Source organism: Variovorax sp. Soil_C_12, assembly GCF_057657375.1.
Genome location: NZ_JBDGIO010000008.1, coordinates 1 through 21,525, shown reverse-complemented (window position 1 = coordinate 21,525; position 21,525 = coordinate 1). Strand labels below are relative to the sequence as shown.

The following is a 21,525-nucleotide window of genomic DNA, read 5'->3' as shown; positions in this document are numbered from 1 at the left end:
GCTATTTGCACTTGAGAAGAAGCCACGTTGTCGTCTTCTCGGAGAACTCCTCGTCGTAGCCGTTGTCGAGCAGAGTGAATTTGAATGCGCTACCAAGCTGCGCCTTCGTGTAGATGTTGAGCCGATGGTTCTTTTTGAACTCCTCCAGCTTTTTTTCCACCAGATTGAACGCTGCGTCGTGCCTCTTTTCATGCTTTCTACTCAACTTGGCCTGCGTTTGCTTTTGTGCCTCGTTGAGTGTCCTCTGACTGATCAGCAGGGCCATCTCCGTGCCAAACTTCTTTGCCTCTGTGGCATCGAACCATTTTCCAAGCATGATTTAGTACTAACCTGAGCGTCGAAATATTCAGCGAGTCCGATGCCGGCGCGCTGGCGGAGAGCAGACTGGCCGCTCTTTGCAGATGGCGCAAGCATAGTCGCGTCTTTGAAGAAATAGGCGAAGACACCCCCTGTTGGGTCGCAGTCCCTGGGCAAAATTCTCGATGCGTCCGCTTGCACAGCTCCCCAGCTCCCCCAGTTCCCCCAGCTCTCCATCGCGGCATCGCTTCAAGGGAAGCCAGTGATTTGCGTTCCCTGCGTAGCACCTCTTCGTCCGTCCGGTCAACGTCGTTGAAGCCACGGCAAGTCCAAGGTGTACGCAGCCGGGGGCAGCACAAAGGCATTTCCAGTCACAAAGGCCGACGAGCGGCCTCACGCAGCGGCCGAACGGCGCATCGAATTCTCCAGGGCTCGTGACAATTCGTCACATGTCTGTCGAATCCTCGCTCGCCCACAGCCGCTCGTCTGGCCACGCCGGAGGATTCACCTTGGTCGAGCTTCTTGTGACGATCGTGGTTCTGGGCTTGCTGCTTACTTTGGCACTACCCGGCATGAGCGACTTCTTGGTGGGCAATCGACTCTCCACGAACGTCAATGGCTTCATCGGCTTGGTCAACTACGCACGAAGCGAGGCCATCGTCCGGAACCAGGACGTGGTGATCTGCCCGAAGAACTCCAGCACCATCGCATGCGTTTCCCAGACCGGCTGGAACACCCTCGACATCCAGGCTTTTGTGGATGAGAACGGCAATGGTGATCGCGACGCCACGGAGGTCTTGCTCAAGACCATCGCGGCCGTGGATCCGGGCGATGCTCAAACGGGCTTCGACAGCTCTGCCGCCGCCAGCAAGGTGATCTTCGGCAGCGCAGGGTTCGCCCGCACGGCGCTGTCTTTCAAGATCTACGCCAAATCGTCGGATTCCGCCTATCAAGCCCGCTTCGGGCGAACGGTCTGCGTCAGCAAGGCCGGTCGCGTTCGCGTCGCTGCCTACACCGTGACGAGCTGCCCCGACTTCTAGGAATTTGGACATGGCCATGAGCATCCCGCACCGCTCCAGATCCCAACAGGGCGCCACGCTGATCGAGGCGCTTGTTTCCATCCTCATCATGTCGTTCGGACTGCTCGGTCTCGCGGGTCTGCAAGCCGGCGCCCTGGGGTTCCAGAAATCGGCATGGTCTACCCACCGTGTCGCCGAATTCACCGGCAACTTCGGCGAGCGCGTGCGAGCGAATCCCAAGGCGGTCGACGCCGACTATCAATACACGGCCAACTACACGACAGGCAAAGCGGCGACTTTGACCAAGTTGAACTGCCGCACCTCCACGACAGCCTGCACGGCCGCGCAGGTCGCTGCCGACGACCTCGCCGATCTGCTGCAGAAAGCGCAAGCCTCATTGCCTCAGGGCTCTATGCAGATCACCGGGACCATTACGGACGGGTTCGTCATCACGGCGCTGTACTTCGACAAGGACTTTTTGAAAGCCGATGGCACGCCGGACACATCGTTGACCTGCAATGCGACCACCACAGGGCTGAACTGGCGCAACTGCTGCCCCGATACCGCATCGGCTCCGGCTGGTGTGCGCTGCCGTCGCTTCACGATCATCCCTTGATCAAGGCTCCGCTCATGCCAACCCCTCGCTCCCCTCGCGGCCGCAACCGCGGCGTCACGCTGATCGAACTGATGGTCGGCGTCACGATCGGATTGGTCCTGGTCATCATCGCCTCGTCCGTCTACCTGTACTCCAAGCAGTCCTACAACGCCGTCTCCGAAAACTCGCAGATGGAAGAGAACGGCCGCTTTGCGCTGGACCTGCTCACCAAATACATCCAGAGCTCCGGGTTTGCCATGGTGGATCCCACGGCGCCGGGGCCCCAACTGCCGCTGGAAGACAAGCTGGCGGGTTGCGAATTCGGCTACACCAATGCGACTGCGCCGACGACGCTTGCCAACCTTGCGTGCCGCACCGCAACTCCGACGGGGGAGCGGCAGTCCGCTTCCATCTTCTCCCGCTACGAGACGGACCAGTACGCTTCGTCGACCGGCAAGCAGCAAGGCTATGGCTGCACCAACGAAGCAGCGGCCAGCAAGCAGGTGAGCGGTGTCCAGACCTACGAGGTCCGTTCCTATTTTTTCGTTTCGTACGTGACGGCTCAAACACCCTCCGGCACCAAGTCGATGGGACAGTTGAGCTGCGTTTCTGACAGCACAGCTGTTATCGACGGCGTCCTCGGCACCGTCGCCCTGCAAGTACAGCCGCTGGTCCCGGGCATCGAGCAGATCTACGTCGGCTACATCTCCGCGGCCGGCAAGCTCAGCACCACGCCCCCCACGACGGCCGCTGCATGGAAGGATGTTGCGGCGATCGAGTTGTGCGTGCTGGCGAGAACGGTGCAGGCATCGGGCAACGACACCACCACCCAATTCACCGATTGCTATGACACGGCCATCACTGCCGGCCCATCCGAAAGCTATCGCACCCTTCGTACCACGGTCGCGCTGCGAAACACCGCCACGCTATGAACATGCCAAGCCCTTCGATTCGCCCCTGCGTCGGCGGCCCGTCGAGCCAGCGCGGCATCTCGCTCTTCATTGTCATGATCTTCCTGGTCATCCTGAGCGTGATCGGCGTGACGGCCATTCAAAGCTCGACCTTCTCTGCGCGCATCGCCGGCAATGAAGCCGACCGCACCTTGGCCTTCCAGGCCGCGGAGTCCGCGCTGCGAGATGCCGAGAAGGACATCAACGGCTCGTGCGTAGCCGCCAATTGCCGGAGCACGCCCATCTCCCCGGAAACGGCGGACATTTTTGCCGCGACCTGCGCGCTGGGCCTGTGCCTGCCCAATAGCACGGCGCCCGTCTGGGAGACCAAGGCCAACTGGACGACCTCCGGCCGAGCGGCAAGCTACGGAACCTATACCGGAGCCACCGCCTTGCCCGTGGTCTCGCAGCAGCCCCAATACCTCATCGAGTACTTCAAGCTCGGTGAAACCTTTATCTACCGCGTGACTGCCGTCGGCTACGGCGCCAACAGCTCGACCCAAGTCATGCTGCAAACCTCTGTGAAGGCATTGAAATGATGGCTCGGAACTTTCAGTCGTTGAGCCGCTGGATCGGCGCTCTTCTGCTCGCAGTAAGCAGCCTGATCGCAACGTCGACGCAGGCGGTCAATCTCACGCCGCTGCCCCCGTATCTCACGGAGACCAAGGGCTCTCCAATGGTGATGCTCAACCTGTCGCGCGACCATCAGCTTTCCTACAAGGCCTATAACGAGTTCTCCGACCTCGACGGCGATGGAACGATCGAGACGCAATACAGCCATGCCTACAGCTATTACGGCTACTTCGACAGCGAACGCTGCTACACGTACAGCACCGCGGCCAACACCTATGTGCCCTCGCGGAAAGTAAATTCGACAACGCGCTACTGCAATTACGGCGGCGCCACCGTCAACGAGTGGAGCGGCAACTTCCTGAACTGGGCAACGATGACCCGGATGGACGTGGTTCGACGCATCCTCTACGGCGGCATGCGAAGCACGGACAGCGACACATCGACCGTGCTCGAGCGCGCGCATCTGCCGACCGATGCCCACGCGTTCGCGAAGTACTACAACAATACCGACATCGCGCAGCTGACCCCGTTCTCGGGAACCAACGAGATCACGATTTGCAATGCCACGTTCCGCAACGGCTCGACGAACCGTTACTCGCACGACCCCGTTGGCCCGCCGGCCATGCTGGTCGCGAACGGCAACTTCTCGTTGTGGAACTCGAATGAGCGTTGGCAGTGCTACTGGTCGGAAGACAAGGGCGCGAGTAACGGCAACAACTCCACCATCACGGGCCTGAGCGCGGCCGGCAGCAACCCATCCCGCGCGACCTATGGCCTCGGAACGGGCCTGGCGAAGGGCACCTACACGCTCAGGGTCGAAGTCTGCAAGACCGGGCTCGACGGCGCGGCGACGGGTGTTGCCTCGTTCACCACCGACGAAGGCAGCCGCTGCAAGCTCTATCCGTCGGGGGTGTACAAGCCGGTCGGCTTGCTGCAGAAGTACGGCGAGCGCAACGAAGCCGCATTCGGCTTGATCACGGGGAGCTACACCAAGAACATCTCCGGCGGGGTGCTGCGCAAGAACGCTTCGTCCTTTGCGCCCGAGGTGAACATCGACACCGGGCAGTTCAACGCGGTCGATGGCATCGTCTCGACGATGAACAAGCTACGGATCTACGGCTATGACTACGAGGATGGAACGTACACGAGTGGTTCCGTCGACAACTGCAATTTCGGCTTGATCGGCCTGACGGAAGGGCGGTGCGGAAGCTGGGGCAATCCGATCGGCGAGATGTATCTCGAGTCTCTTCGCTACCTGGCAGGCGCATCGGCGGCGACCACGGCCTTCAATACCACCGGGGGCAAGGATGCCGCGCTGGGTTTGACGGTCGCTACCTGGTCCGACCCTTTTGCCTCATCGACCGTCGCTTCATTCGGCGATCGCACCTGCCGGCGCTCGAGCGTGATCAATTTCAACGCCAGCGTCAGCTCCTACGACAACGATCAGTGGGCCAGCGCAAATGGCGTCGCCGGGCTGACGGACGCCATCGTCACCTCGCGGACGAACGACATCGGCACTGCGGAAGGTCTCTACGCGACCGGCAAGAAATGGTCGATCGGCCGGACGGCTACGGACACCAACAATCTGTGCAACGACAAGTCCATGAGTGCGCTCGCAACCAGCGCCGGGATTTGTCCAGAGGCGCCGACGGGCTACGGCGGCTTCAAGATGGCTGGCGCCGCACAGTATGCGCATACCAATCGCATCAGGACGGACATCACCGCGCCCACCTCCAACACGCGAGCCTTCAAGGTGGATACCTATGGCGTCGCGCTGGCGACTTCGACGCCCCGTATCAAGGTTCCGGTGCCTAATCAGGCAGGCAAGTACGTCGTCATTCAACCGGCCATGCGGCTGTTCTCCGGGACGGGGGGCGGCGGCGCGCTGGTCGATTTCCGGGTCGTTTCGCAGACGCCCACTTACGGCAAGTTCATCGTGCAGTGGGAAGACTCCGAACAAGGCGGCGACTACGACCAGGATATGTGGGGCACCCTCGAATACTCGGTCAGCGCGAGCGGCAACATCAGCGTCAGCACCTATGCAGCCTTCCAGTCGACGCCCTACGTCCTGGGCTTTGGCTATGCGATTGCCGGCACCAACGGCAAGGACGGCGTCCACTTCCACTCCGGGATCAACGACGCCAATTTCACCGACCCTGTGAGCATTGGTGGACTGGTCACGCCTGCTGCCAACGTCAACGCGACCGGCGGTTGCAACAACTGCAACTCCCAGCAGGCGAAGACCACGGCCGTGTACGGCATGACGGGTGTTACGGGCGAGGCGCTGCAAGACCCGATGTGGTATGCCGCCAAGTACGGAGGGTTCGACCGCACGGTGGCGCCCAGCTACACCTCCGGCTCGGTCTTGCCGACCGCCGCATGGGATGCAAAGAAGTCCGATGGTTCCGTGGGGAGCGATGGCGTTCCTGACAACTACTTCTATGCCATCGACCCCGCCGAGCTCGAACGCTCGCTGAACAACATTTTCTCGACCATCCTGCGCGCAGGCGGTGCGGCGCCCGCGGCCGCGACCACATCACGCACCCAGGCTGGCGGCTATGTGTATTCCAGCACGCACAGCATCAAGGCCAAGGTGGTCGGCGACGACGTCGACGCGGACGCCAGCGGCCAGTTCCTGCGCTACAGCTTTGCCAGCGACGGAACCGTCAGCACCACGTCCGATTGGGATGCGGGTGCGCGCCTGACGGTGGACACCGGCGGTTCCGGCTGGGACACCACGCGCAAGGTTCTCTCGCTTTCCGCCACCGCACCCATTGCTTTCCGCTGGGCCAATCTGTCCACGGCTCAGAAGACAGCACTGAGCACGAATCCGTCCACTGGCGTCGCGCTCGATCCTCTGATCACTGCGGGTATCACTGCCGGCACCAATCGGCTGAACTGGCTGCGGGGCGACAGCAGCAAGGAGACAACGCTTGGCGGGTTGCGAATCCGGCCTACGACCGTGCTCGGCGCCATCATCAACTCGACGCCGTGGTACGTTGGCCCGCCGTCGGCCGGCTATACCAACGCGCAATACGGCGGTGGCTATGGGGACTTCCGAACCACCATCACCACCGCGAACGGCGGCAACGCCCGGACGGCGGTCTTCGTGGGTGCCAACGACGGCATGCTGCATGCATTCGATGGCGCCACCGGCCGGGAGCTCTTTGCCTACGTTCCGCGCGCCATGTATACGACCAGCACGGCGGCGCCCTATTCGAAGCTTGCGGCCATCACGGCCAAGGACTTCAACCTGGGCGAGAGCACGAACCGCCTGACCGTGGACGGCAGCGTGATGGCGGCCGACATCAAGCTGGGGACGACGTGGTCGACCTACCTCTTCGGCGCGTTCGGCCGCGGCGCACGGGGCGTCTACGCGCTCGACGTGACCAAGCCCCACCTGGTGTCCGAGGCGAGCCCGAGCGACGTGGTCAAGTGGGAGTTCACCGAGGCCGCGGACAGCGACATGGGCTACATCACGGGCCGCTCCAATGGCCGCTCGAACGGACAACCTTTCCAGACGGGCTACATGGCCAATGGCAAGTGGGCCGCCATCTATGGGAACGGCTACAACAGCACGAGTGGCAGGGCGGCGCTGTTCATCATCTTTGCGGATGGCCCTACCTCGGCTTCATCGACCACCTGGACCGCCGGAACGCAATACATCAAGATCCTGACGCCTGTGGTCACCGGCGACGGTGCCGACAACGGGCTGGCGTCTCCCACCGCCATCGACACGAACAACGATGGCACCATCGATCGCATTTACGCGGGCGACCTGAAGGGCAATGTCTGGAAGTTCGACGTCAGCAGCGCCGATCCGGCCAATTGGAAGGTGTTCAACACGACCGCAGGCGTGGGCGTTCCGCTCTACAAGGCGACCACTGTCGTCGGCACGACGACGGTGCCGCAGCCCATCACGACGCCGATCGTGCCCTTCCCGCATCCGTCGGGCGGCTACCAGTTGTTCTTCGCGACCGGCAAGTCGCTGGAGAGCACCGACTACCCGATGTCGTCCGTCTACACCAACACGATGTACGCCATCTACGACAAGCCCGGGACGACATCGACCCTGACGACCGGCAAGACGGACCTCGTGCAGCAGACCATCTCCTTTACCGACGGTGTTCGGTACATCACGAGCAACCCCGTCTCTTATGCCTCTGGAAAGCTCGGCTGGTATGCGAATCTTCCGGTGAGTTCGGAAGGCGTCATCTTCAATCCGTTCGCGGAAGACACGGCCCGGGTCAACGTTCGCTCGCTCGCGCCCTCGTCCACTTCCGATGGCTGCCGCTACGACGGCACCTCGTTCGACATGGTGCTCAATCCGATCACGGGAACGGCGATCGACCAGGCGGTGCCCGGCGTGACCACGACCGGTGCCATCGGCATGAGCAACCTGAACTACTTCGAAGGTTCGGGCGGCGGGCAGTTCCGGGTGCCCGCGTCATCCGGCGGAGGTAGTGGTGGCGGCGGTGGCGGTAGCCCTCCGCCCCTCTGTCAGGGTCTTTGCCTCTTCCGCTCGATCATCTCTGCCGGCGACGGCACGCTCAAGACGGTGGAACGCTGCGGCGCCTGTACGAGCGGGCGCCTGACCTGGCGCGAAATCTTCCGGAATCGCTGAGGTTGCAAATGAACGCGTGTATGAAAAGTCGGAAGCTGCCGAAAGGCTTCACGCTGATCGAGCTGATGATTGTCGTGGCAGTGGTTGCGATCCTCGCGGCGATCGCGATCCCGTCTTATCGGGAGTACATCCGGCGATCCCAGCGGGCCGAGGCGCGGGCAGAGGTGCTGAGAGCGGAGGGCTGGCTGGAACGCTTCTATACGGAGAACAATCGCTACAGCAACAACGCGGCGAACACCCAGAACACGGTGTTCTCCGGCATCTTCACGGGCGTGCCCGCGGGAACCACCACGCGGTACACCATCGCCCTCACGATAACGAACGGAGGCGCGGGCTACACCATCACCGCAGCGCCGACGACCACAGGCCCCCTGAACGGAGATGCGTGCGGTTCATATACCAAGACCAATACGGGTGCATTGGCCTACAGCGGCACCGGCTCGAGGTGTCTCAACTGAGGTTGCGCGAGCACAGCTTGCGGACAGGCCGGCACAATGCCGGCAGATGATCGTCTACCGGGCAGTTTCCGATAGCTCCGCAGCGGCTGAGACGCACGCGAAGGCACTGATATTGCTCGGGGCCTTGCCCGTCGCCACGCCCTTTTTGTTCCCATTTGCTGCCGGGCCTTCAGCAAGCGCCTGGCAACTGCTTGCTTCAGGGGCCTGCGTGGCGGTGCTTCTGCTGTGGGTACCGGCGCGATGGCCCCGACGCGTCCTGCTTCTGTGGCTGGCTGCGGGAGTCACTGCCATCGCCCTGATCCACCACAGCGAACTCGGAGCGTGGTTGCCGGCCTGCGCAGGGCTGGGCGTCATTGCTGTCGCTGCGGGCGTAGGTGCCGGCCTCTCTCGCCCGGGGACCGATGCCCGGCTGACCGCCATCGCGTGTGGCCTCCTCACCGCCGGCCTCCTCAGCGCCCTCCTCGGCCTCCTCCAGTACTACGGCCTCGCCGCCCCCCTCGTCCCCTGGACCACCACCCCCGACCTCGGCCAGGCCTACGGCAACCTCCGCCAGCGCAATCAGTTCGCCACCCTGATCAGCATGGCCCTCATCGCAGCGCTCTGGCTGCACGGCAACGCCGGCCACCGCGCCCGCCTCGCGCTGATCCCCGCCGCAGCCCTGCTGCTGGTCGCCCTCGCCGCCTCGACCTCGCGCACCGGGCTGCTCCAGCTGTTGCTGATCAGCGGCATCTCCACCTGCCTCGCCTGGCGCGAAAGACATCCCCGCCAGGAAGACCCGGCGAGCACCCGCCTGCCACCGCCCTGGGCGCTCCTCGCCCTCATCCCCGCCTACTTCTTCGCCGCCTGGCTGCTCCCCCTGCTCGCAGGCTCCGGCGTCGAAGGCATGATGCATCGCCTGCGCGAGGGCACGCCCGACGCCCACAGCCGCCTCGTGCTCTGGGCGAACGTTCTCGACCTGATCGCCCAACACCCCTGGACGGGCTGGGGCTGGGGCGAGCTCAGCTTCGCCCACTACAGCACGCTGTACCAGGGCCCGCGTTTCACCGAGATCCTGGACAACGCACACAACCTGCCCTTGCACCTCGCGGTCGAGCTGGGCATTCCGGCGGCGCTGCTGATCTGCGGCGGTTTCGGCTGGCTGGTACTGGCCGCACGGCCCTGGCGCGAGACCGATCCGGCACGGCTGATGGCCTGGGGTCTGCTGGGCGTGATCGTGCTTCACAGCCTGCTCGAATATCCGCTCTGGTACGGGCCCTTCCAGCTCGTCTTCGGCCTCTGCCTGGGTTTCCTGTGGCCCTCGTCACCAAGCAAAGCGGCTCCAGCCCCGGAAGGCCGTCCGGCCTTCGCACCCTCCCTGGCCGCCGCCCTCGCCCTGATGGCCATCGTCGCCTACGCCGCCTGGGACTACACCCGCATCAGCCAGCTCTATCTCGCCCGCCAAGACCGCCTGCCGGCCTGGCGCGACGACACGCTGGCCAAGGTGCAGGATTCCTGGCTCTTCGCCAATCAGGTGAAGTTCGCAGAGCTCGCGCTCACGACGGCCGACCGGGCCAACGCAGCGGAGGTGCATGCGCTGGCGCAGCGCCTTCTTCATTTCTCGCCGGAGCCGCGCGTGATCGTCAAGCTCATCGAAAGCGCCACACTGCTGGGCCGCGACGAAGAGGCCTTCGACCAGGCCACGCGCTTCAGAATCGCCTTCCCGCGCGACTACGCGCGCTGGCTCGACCACGAGCCGACGGACGATCCGTCGGAGTAGCGTGCTTCAGCCCTTGGCGGGCGGGGCCGCGGTGTAGCTCCCCGACTTGCCGCCATGCTTCTCGCGCACATGCACGCCGGTGATCGTCATCCCCCGATCCACCGCCTTGCACATGTCGTAGATGGTCAGCAGCGCCACCTTGTGTCCTTGAAAATCAAGGACTTAGCTTCGCCACCGCCGTCAACACCAACACGAAAGCTCTGTTCTTACCCACGCAGTGGGACAAAACTGGGACAGCGAATTCTGTCGCCAGCGTGCGCAGCCTACCGCCAAGCGGCTGGGCGAGCAAGGTTCGGAAGCACTTGACTGGATATCCCCCTTACCACGCCCAATCAGCTGTAGGTTAAGCGGAAGATCTTGCGGGGGCCGTCGTACTCAAGAATGCCGCGACTCAATACATCGCGACCTAACATCCCATCAGTGGCTTGATTGAGCAATGGTCTTGCAAGAACTTCGAGCGGCTGGATGCGCCACGCTGGGTTTCCTGTTCGATTGAGAATTTCTAGTTCAATGTCGAAGACGTCGCATGGCTCGCCGATTCCACGCGAAGAAGACGTAAGAACTCGGGTCTGGCTCGTCGCTTGCAACCCTAGCGACCGCACGATTTGATCGGAGATCATGGTGCTGTCTGCCCCAGTGTCCACCACTAGGGTAGCTCCGAGCTTGGCAGGGATCGGAAGCCCCTGCCGATAGAGAGCGGCCCTTCTGGGTGCGCTCGGCCAAATCGTTACTTCGACGAGCAGCCCGTTGCTACGAGCGTCTAACTCTATGAACGGCACGGCCCCAAATCGCGAGTGAAATGGACCGTATGTTGTTCAGTGGGAGTAACTCGTTTGACAAAAAACGGCTCTAAGCCGAACTGTTCATAGGCCCAAGCAAGCGCATCGTTGTAACCCTTGAAGTATTTCAGCAGTTGTTCACCCCGGATCACGACGTACTCCCCTTCGTGCTGACGCAGCAAGCGCGGTAGCTCTGCCTCGTAAAGTTCGAGCTCTCGACTGGGCTGTTGTGGGTGCAGGTTTGCGATCATGTGAAGGTCATCCAAGTGAGCCGAAACCGTCTGGAGCCGACGGGTTCGTTTTACTCTTTTCTACGCTCCATAACGAGGCCTTCCGTCAGCCGTTGGCGACTTTACGTTGCAGTGGGGTCATCTTCTGGACCACTTCGCGACGAAGCTGTTCCAGCTCAATTACGAAAGCGAACGCATACTGACCATCGGTGGCCCGCTCCAACGCGTCGCCAGCTCCCCGTAGAAAGATGTCCTTGCCGTCGGTGACGACGTGGCTTGCCGGTAGTGAAGAGAGGGTTATGTACGGGTGAAATTGCCTCAACCGCTCCAGTCCCTTCCGCAATCTCAACGACGACACGCCAGCCTTCGACAGGCGTGCGACAAGGCGAAGCGCAACAACATCGCCAAAGGAGTAGTGGCGAGGCGTGCCGTGCCCTCTACGGCAGTTGCACGACGGGGTCACGATGCGTTCTCGGCACAGGTAATCGACCATTGGCCGCGTAAGCCCCGACAAGCGTGCCGCCTGGGCAGCAGGAAACCACTCTAGTGGATCGTGAGCCGGTTGCTTCGCTGTTGTCATAGAAAATAGTCAAGCTATAAACGCTGAACTATGTTTATAGCGCAAGCGGTGCGTTTCCCCTAGCGTTTCTGTAGTTACTCCCATCGCGGGGTTCACGGACAATTCACACATCCCGACAGCGCATGCGGTCTTTGCTACCGAGGGGCGGCCCTTCGACGGCCTACTTTTTGCGTCTGACCAGGGCTGCAGGGTTTTGCCAGGCGTGCCCTTTCGCGCATCTGGCAGAAGTACACTGAGCGACTTGGCTACTCTTCTCTTTCGGCTTTGAACGCCTTCCATAGCGGAAGTGCCGCGTTTATGTTTTCTTCATAGCCTTCACTTTTCGCCTTTTTTATCCAACCGACTAGTAGCGCATATGTGCCGTCAGGCAGTGCTCCGAACAATATTCGAACGGCACCCCCGGACATGGCGTCAAACCTTATTTCTCGCATGCCTTCAGCGTCGTTGAGGGTCTTGAAAAGAGGTTCGCCACCTTGAAAACTTCGGCGATACGCGAGTTGTAGCTTTCGTCGAACGATGGCCCTATTTTCAGGGGTAATCTCTTTGATCCAGTCAGCCAACCTCTCGGAAATTGAGCATGTTGGCAGCAATTCAGATAATTCAACTTCGCCAAGCGATTGAAGATATTCCGCTTTTAGCGCCTCTCCATCCCCCAAACATGCGACTGAAAAAATGACCAGTGGTTCTGCATTGTGTTCGGGTGGCGGATGCACTGAATATTGCAGTTCGCGGGATCGCCAAAAATCATTTGACTGAACTCCGAATAGCACGCCGTCGACGTGAACCGCTAGCGCTAGACAGTCGACGCTACCCGAGTATCCCAAATCTGAAAAGTAAAACGACTGTTCCGCCAGTTTCAAAACTGCGTCGTCGGTAAGCTGGGAGACGGCGTCAGCCTTATCCTCAATCTCCATGAACGCCACAACTAGGTCGACGTCGTTGTTTGCTTGAAGATAATCCAAGAAATCCTGCACTTTGCGCCCTGGCGATATCTTCCGAGTTAGCAAAGACTCGCTGCCCTCGAAGAAGAGCGCCGCCGTGTCGCCTTCACTCGGTACTGCTATTAGACCCTGAAGCGCCTCACGCAGGAGAAGGTTGGAGTTCTCGTCTGACGCTTCCAAAAAGCTTCTTGTATTCCATACGAACTTATGATCCATTCCTAAACATCTTTCGCAAGCTCAAGCCTGTTCTTTAGAGTTTGGTCGAAGAAACCACTAGGCCAACTCGATAGCTTCCCCTTTGCGTCTAGTGTTGGAGTGCTAAGAGTTGACTGTCCTTCTGCCGAACGGGAGAGGTAGTTGAAAACCACCTCGTTTGACTCAATCAACTTTTGCTTCACCGCCAGTCGTACCCCATCCATGAGATGATCACTTTGCGTCTCCACGATGATTTGAAGACCAGCCGCCGCACCGAGCGCAATCAACTTCCCCAATGCCGTTTGGGCTGAAGGATGTAAATGCGCTTCCGGGTTTTCCAAGAGCAGGAGTGTGCCGCGCGATTTCCGAGCCGCATCCCAATGCTCATCCCACGGGGTGCCCCACTTTTGCTCGCTGATTTCCGTAGCTGCGCCGAGGATTGCGACAATTATCGGCAATGAGTAGCTTAGACCAAAGCCTGCGTTGGTCGCGCGGAATGAATTGAATTGAGCGCGGCCTGAATCAACTTTTCGGTCAACCTCGAAATAGAGTTCTGCGCCGGGAGCAATTTCAGTCAGCCACGCTGCTACTTGAAAGTCTAGCGTGCTGCCTTGTGAAGCATGGTGCCCAAGTATTGCAGGAACCTTGATGGCACGGAGCGCCTCTAAAAAGCCGATTACGTACTCTCCATGCTCTCCCAAAGAAGGCATCTTTCTAAAGCCTTCGTCCAGCGGTAACGCAGGTCGGGGGCCGAATCGTTCGGCAGAGAGGAATAGCGTGACCGGGCATCTGCTGGGCGCGGCATAGTTGGAAGGGTTCAAAATAAGCTGGTCGGAGCTACAGTCTTGAAATGTGCAATGAATCTCGATTGGAGATCCTGCCAATACTAGTTTGGATCGCAACTCGTCTATTGCGCCGTGGCCTGCTAGCAATGGATCCTTCCCTTCTGCGCTATTGCAGTACATTCTGATTGCTTGGATGATGGAGCTCTTGCCGCTGTTGTTCATGCCGCAAAGGAGCGTTACTGCTCCTAGCGGAATTGGCTCATCAATGAAAGACTTGAAGCCACGTATGCGGATGTTTTTAATCATTGATTACCCTCAATCCGTCCTACTAGTTGCCAGAGCGACTGATAGCGCTCCCTCACCCCAAAAATCGACGATGAATCACGGCTTATCGCTCGATCGAAATCGTCGGACTGCAGTAGTTTCTTGTACTCGTCGAGTAGCAGCTCTCGTCTAGCAAGTAAGTGGAGATAGCTTTCTTCTTTTAGGTCGGCGAAGATATTCGACCAAGCCTCGAAGAGTGCCTTGTTTACCGGTGTTCTTCTCTGGCCGCTTACGGCTTTTCGAAATGCATAGTCGCCGAAAAACTCGTTGCTACGTCGCATGGCGAGCTCGAATTTCTCCTCAAGAAGAGATGGATCGAGTACGCGCACAGCTGGGGCGCGGTCGCCTTTAAATATTTTTGTGAGTGCGATGTCGGTGAGATGAGGAATAAGGTTTATCGCTCGCATTGCGTTACTCAAGAACCTGTCCATATCACCATTGAAGGCAGATTTTTCAATTGCGTGAAAGGCGAGGAATCGAAGGATTAGCTCCCTTCCGGCCATGCGGCTGTCGTCAATCGAATAGTCCACCGCCAACTGAAAGGCGGACGATTGAACAAGTTTCTCAAGCAATTGGGTGGCTGCCCCCTGATACAGAGCGTGCCGAATCTCCTGTTGTGTTAAGGGCATGCCGCCAGTGTTAATTCGCTTGAAAATGTTGCGCTTCACCTCTTCCGGTGTCCCGGGGTTAATGACCGTAAAGCGCATCTCCGTTTCAAGAATGTTATTTACTATCCGACTGTTTGAGGGCTCAGACTCAATCTCGTTGAAGTATTTTCCGTCGAAACGTTCGCCCCAGAACTCCAAGCCTGTAAGGGGAAAGTTTGGGATATCTTTTAGATCGACATCTCCGCCTAGAATAAAATTCCTTATAGTCGTTAGACGCTGGAGACCGTCAACAACGTCCCATGTCCCATCTTCGTTTGCAGCGACGTAAAACATGGGCAGAGGAATGCGAAGCATCAACGATTCGATCAATTGGCTTTGACGTACCATGTCCCAGACGTACTTCCGTTGAAACGTTGGCGCAAGACGGATCGTTCCTTGTCTGAGGCGCCGCAGCAGGGCATCCATTGCAATGACTCGTGGTTCGATAGAAATGGATGCCGGATCGAAGGGCTCCTCTGACTCACTGTATGAGTCCCTTTCGACGCCCGATGGAATTCCCTCTTCCCCGAGCTCCTGTGGGGGAGGGTTGTTGTCGAAATCATTCATGCTTGGTCTCTTGCGCTGGAGTGTGCGGGTGCTCTTCGCGTTGGTGCAGGGTTGCGTCAGTGTAGGGTCATCAATCAGGCGCGAGCGTTCTGCTCTCCCGCTACTCCTCGCCGGGCCCGCCTAGACTCCGCTCGGGTGCGGTATTACCCCGGCTGCCTTCCTGCAAGCCTTGGAGCTTCGGCAATTGTTGTGAACCGAGAAGCTTCCGAACGGCGCACCTCGCAATCGACCGATAAGCGGCGGCTCGGTTCCAGCTGGACTGACGAGTTTGCCGGTCCGAAATCGACCGGTTTCGGACAGGCCTTGAACGACTGTCCGTAAGGTAGGGTTGACCGTATTTCGGACCCATGAGACTATCGGACCTCCTTTTCGTACATCAAGGATGTCCATATGCCCCGTGTCTTCGCCTACTGCCGCGTCAGCACCGCCGACCAGACGACAGAGAACCAGCTTAGGGAGATAGCTGCAGCCGGTTTCGACATTGCACCCAACCGCGTTGAAGCTGAAACGATCTCAGGTAGCGTGCCGACTTCCGAGCGCAAGGGCTTCTCCAAGCTTCTCAACCGGATGGAGGAAGGCGATGTGCTCGTGGTCACGAAATTGGACCGCCTTGGCCGTAACGCTATGGACGTGAGAGCGACGGTAGAGGCGCTCACCGGTCTCGGCGTGCGGGTTCACTGCCTCGCTCTAGGCGGCGTAGACCTGACAAGCGCGGCAGGCAAGATGACGATGGGCGTGCTGGCCGCCGTGGCGGAGTTCGAACGGGACCTACTCATCGAGCGGACGCAATCAGGCTTGGCACGCGCAAAGGCTACTGGTAAGCCGCTGGGGCGCCCGCAGGCCCTTGCCGAGGCCGAGGCTGCTGCTGCGCGTGAGAGGCTGTCTGCGGGGCTCTCCGTGGCCTCCGTGGCCCGCGAGTTCAAGACGAGCCGGCAGACGATCATGCGGCTGCGCGACCGGGCTGGACAAGCGCAGGTCTAACAGGGCGCAGAACGGGGCCGGGCGCGATTCGCAGGCTCGGGCCCCGCAGTGCGTCCGCAAGCCCCCTGCTGGGGGACTGCGCCTCAGGGCTTGGTCGTAGGTGCCCTCTCGCGTTCACAGAACAATTTTGAAATTGGCCTTTCCTGCTCGCACCGCCGGGCGTGTGATCCGACTCTACTGAGGGGCCACAGAGATCCTCTCCTGCGCCGGAGAGGCCGCAACCCCTTGCCTTCCTGACCAGATGCGTGCACATAGGCGGAGGGTTGGCAAGCCCCTGCGTTGCCGCTCTGCAACTCCAAGCATTGATTGACTCAGGCTGATCTGCGACGCTAAGCGCTCCTGATCGCACCTCTGTTCTGCAGCTCGAAAGCGCCCGCAGCACACGGTGCGATTTTCTTTGGGCGTTTGGATTGGAGTTCAGGATGATCGAGGAGCTTGAAGCGGAAGCCGTTGCGCAACTCGTCGCGGAAGAACGTGGCGGAGTGCGAGAGAGGGCGATGCTCAGTCATCGCGGCATGGCCATTGAGGTTCGCGCACGGCGCAGGAAAGACGGCGCGGCGGTAATGGGCTACAGCTACGACGGTGTGCGGCTCGAAAGAGCTGTGTTGCTGTTGCTCATCTGCCCCGAGGACGCGTGCGTGCGGAGCCAAGCGGTCAAGCAACAGTGGCAAGCCCTGAAGCCGGCTCCACCAGCGCTTCAAAGGCGTCCGCGCACGGAGATGAAAGGTGCCGTAGGCATTGAGGAGGCCCGACTGTTCGAGGAAGTACCGGTGGACTGTGAGGCTGGCTCATATGTCGCACGCCCCGCGTCGCTCAAATGCTTCGTCGCCTGCCCCGTCCGTGCTCACAGTCCTACGATGATGCGCAAGTTTGGATGGGACCTGTTCCGCGACGGCAAGTATGTTGCTGGCGGCGTGGTGCGCAGGGAGAACACTGGCGAGTCAACACCGCGCTTTCCTTCCGTCAAGGATGCGGCGCGATGGCTTGCCAACAGCACGAGTGCGGTGAGCCCTTCGCTGGGAGGCTGCGCCCATGAATAAGTTCGGCAAGCTCCTGAAGTCGATATGCCTGTTCTGGTGCATAGCTGCAGTAGGCAATGCCGTGATCAACGCAATGGCCGGCCGGCGAGCGAACGTCATGATGCATGCGTTATTACTCGCAATCGGAGTCGTAGGCTTCTTGCTCGGACATTGGCTAAGCAAGCGATCCACGGCAAGGAGAATGAGCGCAGTTCGGGCTAGCTGGTGGCAAGCGGACTATGGCTTCAGGCTCGCGGTCTTCCTTAGTGCTTCGTGGATAGTCGGTTCATTTCTTTGGCAGGACAGCTATGGCCGCGACTACTCGCTAGTTCTAGGGCCGGGGGCCTTCCTGTTCGCGATGTACTGCGCCTACAGGCTTTTGGTTGCGCCGCGTTCGGCGAGCCAGGAGCGGCAAGGGGAGGCCATGGACTCGGAGCCAGAAGCCGCCGATGCGGACGCTGGAGTTGAACAGTTGCAAACGAGTTCTGCCGAGCGGGAACGGGCAATGGACGACCTCATCAAGCGGATGAACGCGAAGTAGCCTCGGCAGCGGTCCAAATAAGAAAGATGCGCGGTCTCCCGAACTGCCGTCGAGCGGGCCGAAGACGCTTAATCGGAAAGGAGCGAGGACAGTCCCGCCGAGTTGCCGTTACGGCGCCCTCTGAAGCAGGGAGGCAGCCGAGTTAAGTGGGGTAGCCTCAAAAGATTCCTATTGAGACCGCCCCCCTTAATTTTCACCCCAAGGCCCGGCGCTTCAGGGACCGGTCCACAGCCGCCCATCGGTGCTCCGGATTCCGAATCGAAAGCACGGACAGCCGGATCAGCGCCTCAGCCAATGCAGCCGCTCTGAGGTCCTTGCCCGGGGGAATGCCGCAGTCCGCATACAGACGCCGCGTGCTGACGCCCGGCTCGGTCTGAGGGAAAGTCATCAAGTACTCCACGATCTGCCTTGCCGCATCTTCGGTGCGGGTAGGCTCCTTTACCGCAGCAGTCTCCCAGCGGAGGCCGGGCATAACCTTCCCCAGGAGTGGCCGCAGGTCATCTTTGGCGATGATATGCACTGTCATCGGATGGGCCATGCCCTCCGCGTCCGTCAGACGCATGCAACCACGGTTCATCGCTTGCATGACGTTGCCAGCAATGACGGATTGCTCAAGACTCAGCAAGCCTGCTTTGTCCAGTCGATGCGTCAAGTCTCGCATTTGCGCAGCAAGTTGGGAGGCTGTGGCCACTAGGGGTAAGCGATGCAGCCCGACGAGTACTACATGCTTGCAATGCGTGTACGAATTGTCCGAAGTGTGCTTGCCCCAAGTGATGGCGCGTCGCAAAGACTTGGCGCTAGGTTCGCCTAGTTCCACAGGGACACCAGCCGCCTGCAATTCCGCAATGAGTTGGCGTTCATGCCAGTCCTTGAAGGTAACGAAGAGCACGGGTTCATCGTGTCGGAGTTCCTTGGCTATCCGCACTGCCTCAAGAATTGCCTTCCCATCCGCCTTAATGGTGCTCCGCCCTGACGCCACCGCGTAGTGAATTGCCGTGACGGTGCTGAAGTCCTTGAAGTTGGTCATGGCTTCAGTCGTGCCCGATCGAATCGTGCGGTCCGCTTGGCGTAGCTCGTCGATAGCATGAGAGGCGTCAAGGATGACGATGTTCGACAACGCGTCAGGCACTTTGACCGTGTAGCGCATGAGGCCCGCTGAGTTCCCGTTACGGGGTTCAATCAGGCTGAACGAGTTTCGCAAGAGCCAAGTCCCTTGGAGGGCTTGCTCCCGCAGGGCCAGTGCCGTCTTGTCCAAGTACCCCACTGCACGCATCTCGCATTCCATTTGATCCGCTTCCTGCTCCGTTATGAGTGGCGTCAACTCGCTAGCAGGTTGCCCGGCGTCCTGCCTTGATCGCTCATGACTTAATGCGAGCTGTAGGCGTTCGCGGGCCTCGGCAACAATGGGGCAATTCTCGAAACCAGCGAAATGCCCCAGCGCTGTACGTGTGGAAGCTAGGTCCAGGCACACTGCTTCTGTGCTGATCAATGCTTCGTCCCAGATCACAAGGTCATGCAGCATGCCGTGTCGGTTGCGGCAGCACTCCGGCAAAGAGCCGTCCCGCTGAACACGAGCGTGCGTCACGAGCATGATGGGGCGCTTCTCATCTCCGGTGCTCGGGAACTCTGCATCAAGCTTGCTGTGAACGATGCCTATGGCCCGGTCCGGAACGCCACCGATGATCAAGTTCCGCTTGATTTTGCAAAGCTCGTCCACTTGTTGGGCAACAACGAGTACCGTCTTGCTGCTGAACACATTAAGGTTGAACATTGCAGTCAGCAGAGCTACGACAGCTTGGGTCTTGCCGCCACCGCACGGCACGGCGTAGGCATAGCGACCGGTGTACATGCCATAAAGCTGGTCCACCATCGCCCGTAGTAGTTGCCGCCCGGCGTGCTGATGGTCAGGGCTTGGCTGATTGCCATTGCTCCGCAACAAGGCTAGCCAGTTCGCATGAGCACGCTCCACCAGTACTTCGGATGCTGGCAACTGCTCCGAGCTTATGGCAAGGGCGCAGGCCGCAAAGTCGAAGCTGTCCCGCTTCATGCTTGGCTCCCTCGCCTCATGAGAAGCCCAGGCAAAGCGGCACGAACGGCCGCCTGTCCCACCGCGACGCGGTCCTGAGGCGTCGCCGAGCCGACAGCCTCGCCCACACGATCCATGATCCGCCCTCGCTCCTCGCTGGAGAGGATTGGAGCCTGAGGGCAAGACCTGTTGCTAAAGCCGATCTCTTTGCCGCCCCTTGCCTTCAGGATCAAGTTGCCTCGCGTGAGGTCGCTGCGGTTGCCGTTTCGGTAGCGGATCGTTTCGCCTTTACGTGCGTCAAGGATTACGCGAGCGAGAGGCCTGATCTTGTCGCCGTGATTGATGCTCGGATACTGGTTGTCGCCTGTAACCTTCCGGGCGGTCCAACGAGCAGTCCAGCCTCTTTCCTGCAGCAGGAAGTAGTCCTTCTCTTCAACCTGCACAACCGACCCGTCTTGCAGAACCACGCCGACGACGCCTGGGCTGATGGGGAAGAAGTCATTGATTCGACCTGGACGGGGAAGCCTCTGAGTGTCGAGAGGCGTATAGGGGCTAGTGGCGTTGCCGTACCAGCGGGGAGTCGGCGCCTGAGGCGCGGAGTTCGTTCCCATGTGAGTCTTTCGAAGGTCGCCCACGGCTGCGCCTGCCCTGTTAGGGCATCGCTTGCGGGCAAGGGTGACGCGGCTAGCTCAGGGCCGAAGGTGTGGGCCGGAGCGAGGTACGCGTTAGCACCTGAGGTGCTGTGAATGCCAAGGGAACCTTGACGCGAATACAGGAAGGCCGCGCTGCTCACAGCGTTGCGCTGCAGCGAGGTGCGACCTAGTCTGTATTACATGTACCGGTTCATAGAAACCGGCGGCAGCCTACTAACCGAGCTTCTTGGCAAGGGCCTCCGCGCTCGGGTGGTAATAGCGCTTCAGCATCTGCAGGCTTTGGTGCCCAGTGACTGCCGCCAGTTCGATGACGTTCGGCAACTTTTCAGCCATGCGGCTTGTTGCCGTATGCCGGAGATCGTGGAAACGTAGACCGGGGACAGACGCCCGCGTCGTGGCCTTTTTGAACGCTGCAGCCAACGTCTGAGCCGAGATACTGAAGACGCGTCCGGTCTCATTTATAGGTACCGCACCTAGCAGGGCCACCGCTGCGCAAGAAAGTGGCACGTTACGCGGTTGCCCGTTCTTCGAAGTTGGCAGATAAGCAGTCTGCGCCGCAAGATTGATGTGCTTCCACCGAAGCGCCAGCAGTTCCCCCCGCCTCATGGCTGTCTGCAATGCAAGCTGCACAAGCGGCAGCACTTCGGGATTGCGCCTGCCGATCGGCGCGACCGCGGCAAGCAATCGCCTTTCTTCGTCGGCGGAAAGCACGCGAGTGCGGCCAGCGGGGGTAGGCGGCTTCTTCACGAGCAGGCAGGGGTTATCGATGGTGGCGCCCCATTCCCGACGAGCATGGTTGATGACGCTCGAAAGCAACGAGAGATCGCGGATCACCGCGCCGGCCTTGACCGTCCTTAAGCGCTCGTCGCGAAAGTTGGCGACGACCGTAGGGGTCAACTTCTCCAAGCCCCGGATGGCCACTTCAAATTCCCCCACCTGTGGCCGCGCAAACTCCTCCAGGCAGGACGGTCGAATTATTGATCAG

20 protein-coding genes and 1 pseudogene are annotated in these 21,525 nt (G+C 60.2%); 10 read left to right on the top strand and 11 right to left on the bottom strand.

The features are described from left to right. Position 1 precedes the first annotated feature (1 nt). Complete coding sequence (locus tag AC3A6X_RS21485) at positions 2-265, bottom strand: hypothetical protein (RefSeq protein WP_487844115.1); 264 nt, start codon at positions 263-265, stop codon at positions 2-4. Positions 266-746: 481 nt separating this feature from the next. On the opposite strand from AC3A6X_RS21485, the gene AC3A6X_RS21480 reads away from it, so the two are divergent. The 7 genes from AC3A6X_RS21480 to AC3A6X_RS21450 all read left to right on the top strand — a co-directional run bounded on the left by AC3A6X_RS21480 (position 747) and on the right by AC3A6X_RS21450 (position 10,272). Next, entirely contained in the window at positions 747-1,337 is a 591-nt protein-coding gene (locus AC3A6X_RS21480) for a GspH/FimT family pseudopilin (RefSeq protein WP_487844114.1), read from the top strand. Between the two features lie 10 nt (positions 1,338-1,347). Continuing rightward, entirely contained in the window at positions 1,348-1,932 is a 585-nt protein-coding gene (pilV, locus tag AC3A6X_RS21475) for a type IV pilus modification protein PilV (protein WP_309959658.1), read from the top strand. Next, positions 1,929-2,843 carry a PilW family protein gene (locus AC3A6X_RS21470; protein ID WP_487844113.1) on the top strand — a complete coding sequence of 305 codons (915 nt, stop codon included), beginning with the start codon at positions 1,929-1,931 and terminating at the stop codon, positions 2,841-2,843. Before pilV ends, AC3A6X_RS21470 begins: the two co-directional genes overlap by 4 nt. Before the next feature lie 2 nt (positions 2,844-2,845). After that, a complete protein-coding gene (locus tag AC3A6X_RS21465; RefSeq protein WP_487844112.1) occupies positions 2,846-3,400 on the top strand; it encodes a pilus assembly PilX family protein in 555 nt (184 codons plus the stop codon). Next, positions 3,397-8,058: a pilus assembly protein gene (locus AC3A6X_RS21460; RefSeq protein WP_487844111.1), complete on the top strand. Its 4,662-nt coding sequence runs from the start codon at positions 3,397-3,399 to the stop codon at positions 8,056-8,058. The genes AC3A6X_RS21465 and AC3A6X_RS21460 overlap by 4 nt, the downstream gene beginning before the upstream one ends. Positions 8,059-8,078: 20 nt before the next feature. Further along, entirely contained in the window at positions 8,079-8,516 is a 438-nt protein-coding gene (locus tag AC3A6X_RS21455) for a type IV pilin protein (protein WP_487844110.1), read from the top strand. A gap of 325 nt (positions 8,517-8,841) precedes the next feature. Further along, positions 8,842-10,272, top strand: a complete 1,431-nt coding sequence (locus tag AC3A6X_RS21450; RefSeq protein WP_487844109.1) for a PglL family O-oligosaccharyltransferase — start codon at positions 8,842-8,844, stop codon at positions 10,270-10,272. A 6-nt stretch (positions 10,273-10,278) separates the two neighbouring features. Here AC3A6X_RS21450 and AC3A6X_RS21445 read toward each other — a convergent pair. The 7 genes and pseudogenes from AC3A6X_RS21445 to AC3A6X_RS21415 all read right to left on the bottom strand — a co-directional run. Beyond that, positions 10,279-10,413, bottom strand: a pseudogene (locus AC3A6X_RS21445) (cyclic pyranopterin monophosphate synthase MoaC); the annotation flags it as partial. 191 nt (positions 10,414-10,604) lie between these two features. Continuing rightward, positions 10,605-10,916 carry an aspartyl protease family protein gene (locus tag AC3A6X_RS21440; protein WP_487844108.1) on the bottom strand — a complete coding sequence of 104 codons (312 nt, stop codon included), beginning with the start codon at positions 10,914-10,916 and terminating at the stop codon, positions 10,605-10,607. Between the two features lie 122 nt (positions 10,917-11,038). Then, positions 11,039-11,302: a hypothetical protein gene (locus tag AC3A6X_RS21435; protein WP_487844107.1), complete on the bottom strand. Its 264-nt coding sequence runs from the start codon at positions 11,300-11,302 to the stop codon at positions 11,039-11,041. Positions 11,303-11,387: 85 nt separating this feature from the next. Then, positions 11,388-11,774 carry a hypothetical protein gene (locus AC3A6X_RS21430; protein WP_487844106.1) on the bottom strand — a complete coding sequence of 129 codons (387 nt, stop codon included), beginning with the start codon at positions 11,772-11,774 and terminating at the stop codon, positions 11,388-11,390. Positions 11,775-12,106: 332 nt separating this feature from the next. Next, positions 12,107-13,018 carry a type II toxin-antitoxin system RelE/ParE family toxin gene (locus tag AC3A6X_RS21425; RefSeq protein ID WP_487844105.1) on the bottom strand — a complete coding sequence of 304 codons (912 nt, stop codon included), beginning with the start codon at positions 13,016-13,018 and terminating at the stop codon, positions 12,107-12,109. A gap of 2 nt (positions 13,019-13,020) precedes the next feature. Next, positions 13,021-14,088 (bottom strand): AAA family ATPase, encoded by a 1,068-nt coding sequence (locus AC3A6X_RS21420; protein WP_487844104.1) that lies wholly within the window; start codon positions 14,086-14,088, stop codon positions 13,021-13,023. Continuing rightward, a complete protein-coding gene (locus AC3A6X_RS21415; protein WP_487844103.1) occupies positions 14,085-15,320 on the bottom strand; it encodes a GmrSD restriction endonuclease domain-containing protein in 1,236 nt (411 codons plus the stop codon). Before AC3A6X_RS21415 ends, AC3A6X_RS21420 begins: the two co-directional genes overlap by 4 nt. Positions 15,321-15,710: 390 nt before the next feature. Between AC3A6X_RS21415 and AC3A6X_RS21410 the strand changes: the two genes are divergently transcribed. The 3 genes from AC3A6X_RS21410 (at position 15,711) to AC3A6X_RS21400 (ending at position 17,861) form a co-directional block, all read left to right on the top strand. Then, entirely contained in the window at positions 15,711-16,301 is a 591-nt protein-coding gene (locus AC3A6X_RS21410; RefSeq protein ID WP_487844102.1) for a recombinase family protein, read from the top strand. A gap of 422 nt (positions 16,302-16,723) precedes the next feature. Further along, positions 16,724-17,341 carry a hypothetical protein gene (locus tag AC3A6X_RS21405; RefSeq protein ID WP_487844101.1) on the top strand — a complete coding sequence of 206 codons (618 nt, stop codon included), beginning with the start codon at positions 16,724-16,726 and terminating at the stop codon, positions 17,339-17,341. After that, positions 17,334-17,861, top strand: a complete 528-nt coding sequence (locus AC3A6X_RS21400) for a hypothetical protein (RefSeq protein ID WP_487844100.1) — start codon at positions 17,334-17,336, stop codon at positions 17,859-17,861. The genes AC3A6X_RS21405 and AC3A6X_RS21400 overlap by 8 nt, the downstream gene beginning before the upstream one ends. A 193-nt stretch (positions 17,862-18,054) precedes the next feature. Here the strand turns inward: AC3A6X_RS21400 and AC3A6X_RS21395 are convergent, their stop codons facing one another. From AC3A6X_RS21395 to AC3A6X_RS21385, 3 genes are all read right to left on the bottom strand, one after another. Beyond that, on the bottom strand, positions 18,055-19,908 hold the full coding sequence (locus AC3A6X_RS21395; protein ID WP_487844099.1) for a hypothetical protein: 1,854 nt from the start codon (positions 19,906-19,908) through the stop codon (positions 18,055-18,057). Beyond that, entirely contained in the window at positions 19,905-20,354 is a 450-nt protein-coding gene (locus tag AC3A6X_RS21390) for a hypothetical protein (protein ID WP_487844098.1), read from the bottom strand. Before AC3A6X_RS21390 ends, AC3A6X_RS21395 begins: the two co-directional genes overlap by 4 nt. A gap of 399 nt (positions 20,355-20,753) precedes the next feature. Continuing rightward, on the bottom strand, positions 20,754-21,446 hold the full coding sequence (locus AC3A6X_RS21385) for a site-specific integrase (protein ID WP_487844097.1): 693 nt from the start codon (positions 21,444-21,446) through the stop codon (positions 20,754-20,756). Between the last annotated feature and the right edge of the window lie 79 nt (positions 21,447-21,525).

Excerpts from the sequence above, each read along its gene's own strand:
- AC3A6X_RS21485 (WP_487844115.1), bottom strand. The coding sequence starts at position 265 with ATGGCCCTGCTGATCAGTCAGAGGACACTCAACGAGGCACAAAAGCAA.
- AC3A6X_RS21480 (WP_487844114.1), top strand. The coding sequence starts at position 747 with ATGTCTGTCGAATCCTCGCTCGCCCACAGCCGCTCGTCTGGCCACGCC.
- pilV (WP_309959658.1), top strand. The coding sequence starts at position 1,348 with ATGGCCATGAGCATCCCGCACCGCTCCAGATCCCAACAGGGCGCCACG.
- AC3A6X_RS21465 (WP_487844112.1), top strand. The coding sequence starts at position 2,846 with ATGCCAAGCCCTTCGATTCGCCCCTGCGTCGGCGGCCCGTCGAGCCAG.
- AC3A6X_RS21460 (WP_487844111.1), top strand. The coding sequence starts at position 3,397 with ATGATGGCTCGGAACTTTCAGTCGTTGAGCCGCTGGATCGGCGCTCTT.
- AC3A6X_RS21455 (WP_487844110.1), top strand. The coding sequence starts at position 8,079 with ATGAAAAGTCGGAAGCTGCCGAAAGGCTTCACGCTGATCGAGCTGATG.
- AC3A6X_RS21435 (WP_487844107.1), bottom strand. The coding sequence starts at position 11,302 with ATGATCGCAAACCTGCACCCACAACAGCCCAGTCGAGAGCTCGAACTT.
- AC3A6X_RS21430 (WP_487844106.1), bottom strand. The coding sequence starts at position 11,774 with ATGGTCGATTACCTGTGCCGAGAACGCATCGTGACCCCGTCGTGCAAC.
- AC3A6X_RS21425 (WP_487844105.1), bottom strand. The coding sequence starts at position 13,018 with ATGGATCATAAGTTCGTATGGAATACAAGAAGCTTTTTGGAAGCGTCA.
- AC3A6X_RS21420 (WP_487844104.1), bottom strand. The coding sequence starts at position 14,088 with ATGATTAAAAACATCCGCATACGTGGCTTCAAGTCTTTCATTGATGAG.
- AC3A6X_RS21415 (WP_487844103.1), bottom strand. The coding sequence starts at position 15,320 with ATGAATGATTTCGACAACAACCCTCCCCCACAGGAGCTCGGGGAAGAG.
- AC3A6X_RS21410 (WP_487844102.1), top strand. The coding sequence starts at position 15,711 with ATGCCCCGTGTCTTCGCCTACTGCCGCGTCAGCACCGCCGACCAGACG.
- AC3A6X_RS21405 (WP_487844101.1), top strand. The coding sequence starts at position 16,724 with ATGATCGAGGAGCTTGAAGCGGAAGCCGTTGCGCAACTCGTCGCGGAA.
- AC3A6X_RS21400 (WP_487844100.1), top strand. The coding sequence starts at position 17,334 with ATGAATAAGTTCGGCAAGCTCCTGAAGTCGATATGCCTGTTCTGGTGC.
- AC3A6X_RS21395 (WP_487844099.1), bottom strand. The coding sequence starts at position 19,908 with ATGAAGCGGGACAGCTTCGACTTTGCGGCCTGCGCCCTTGCCATAAGC.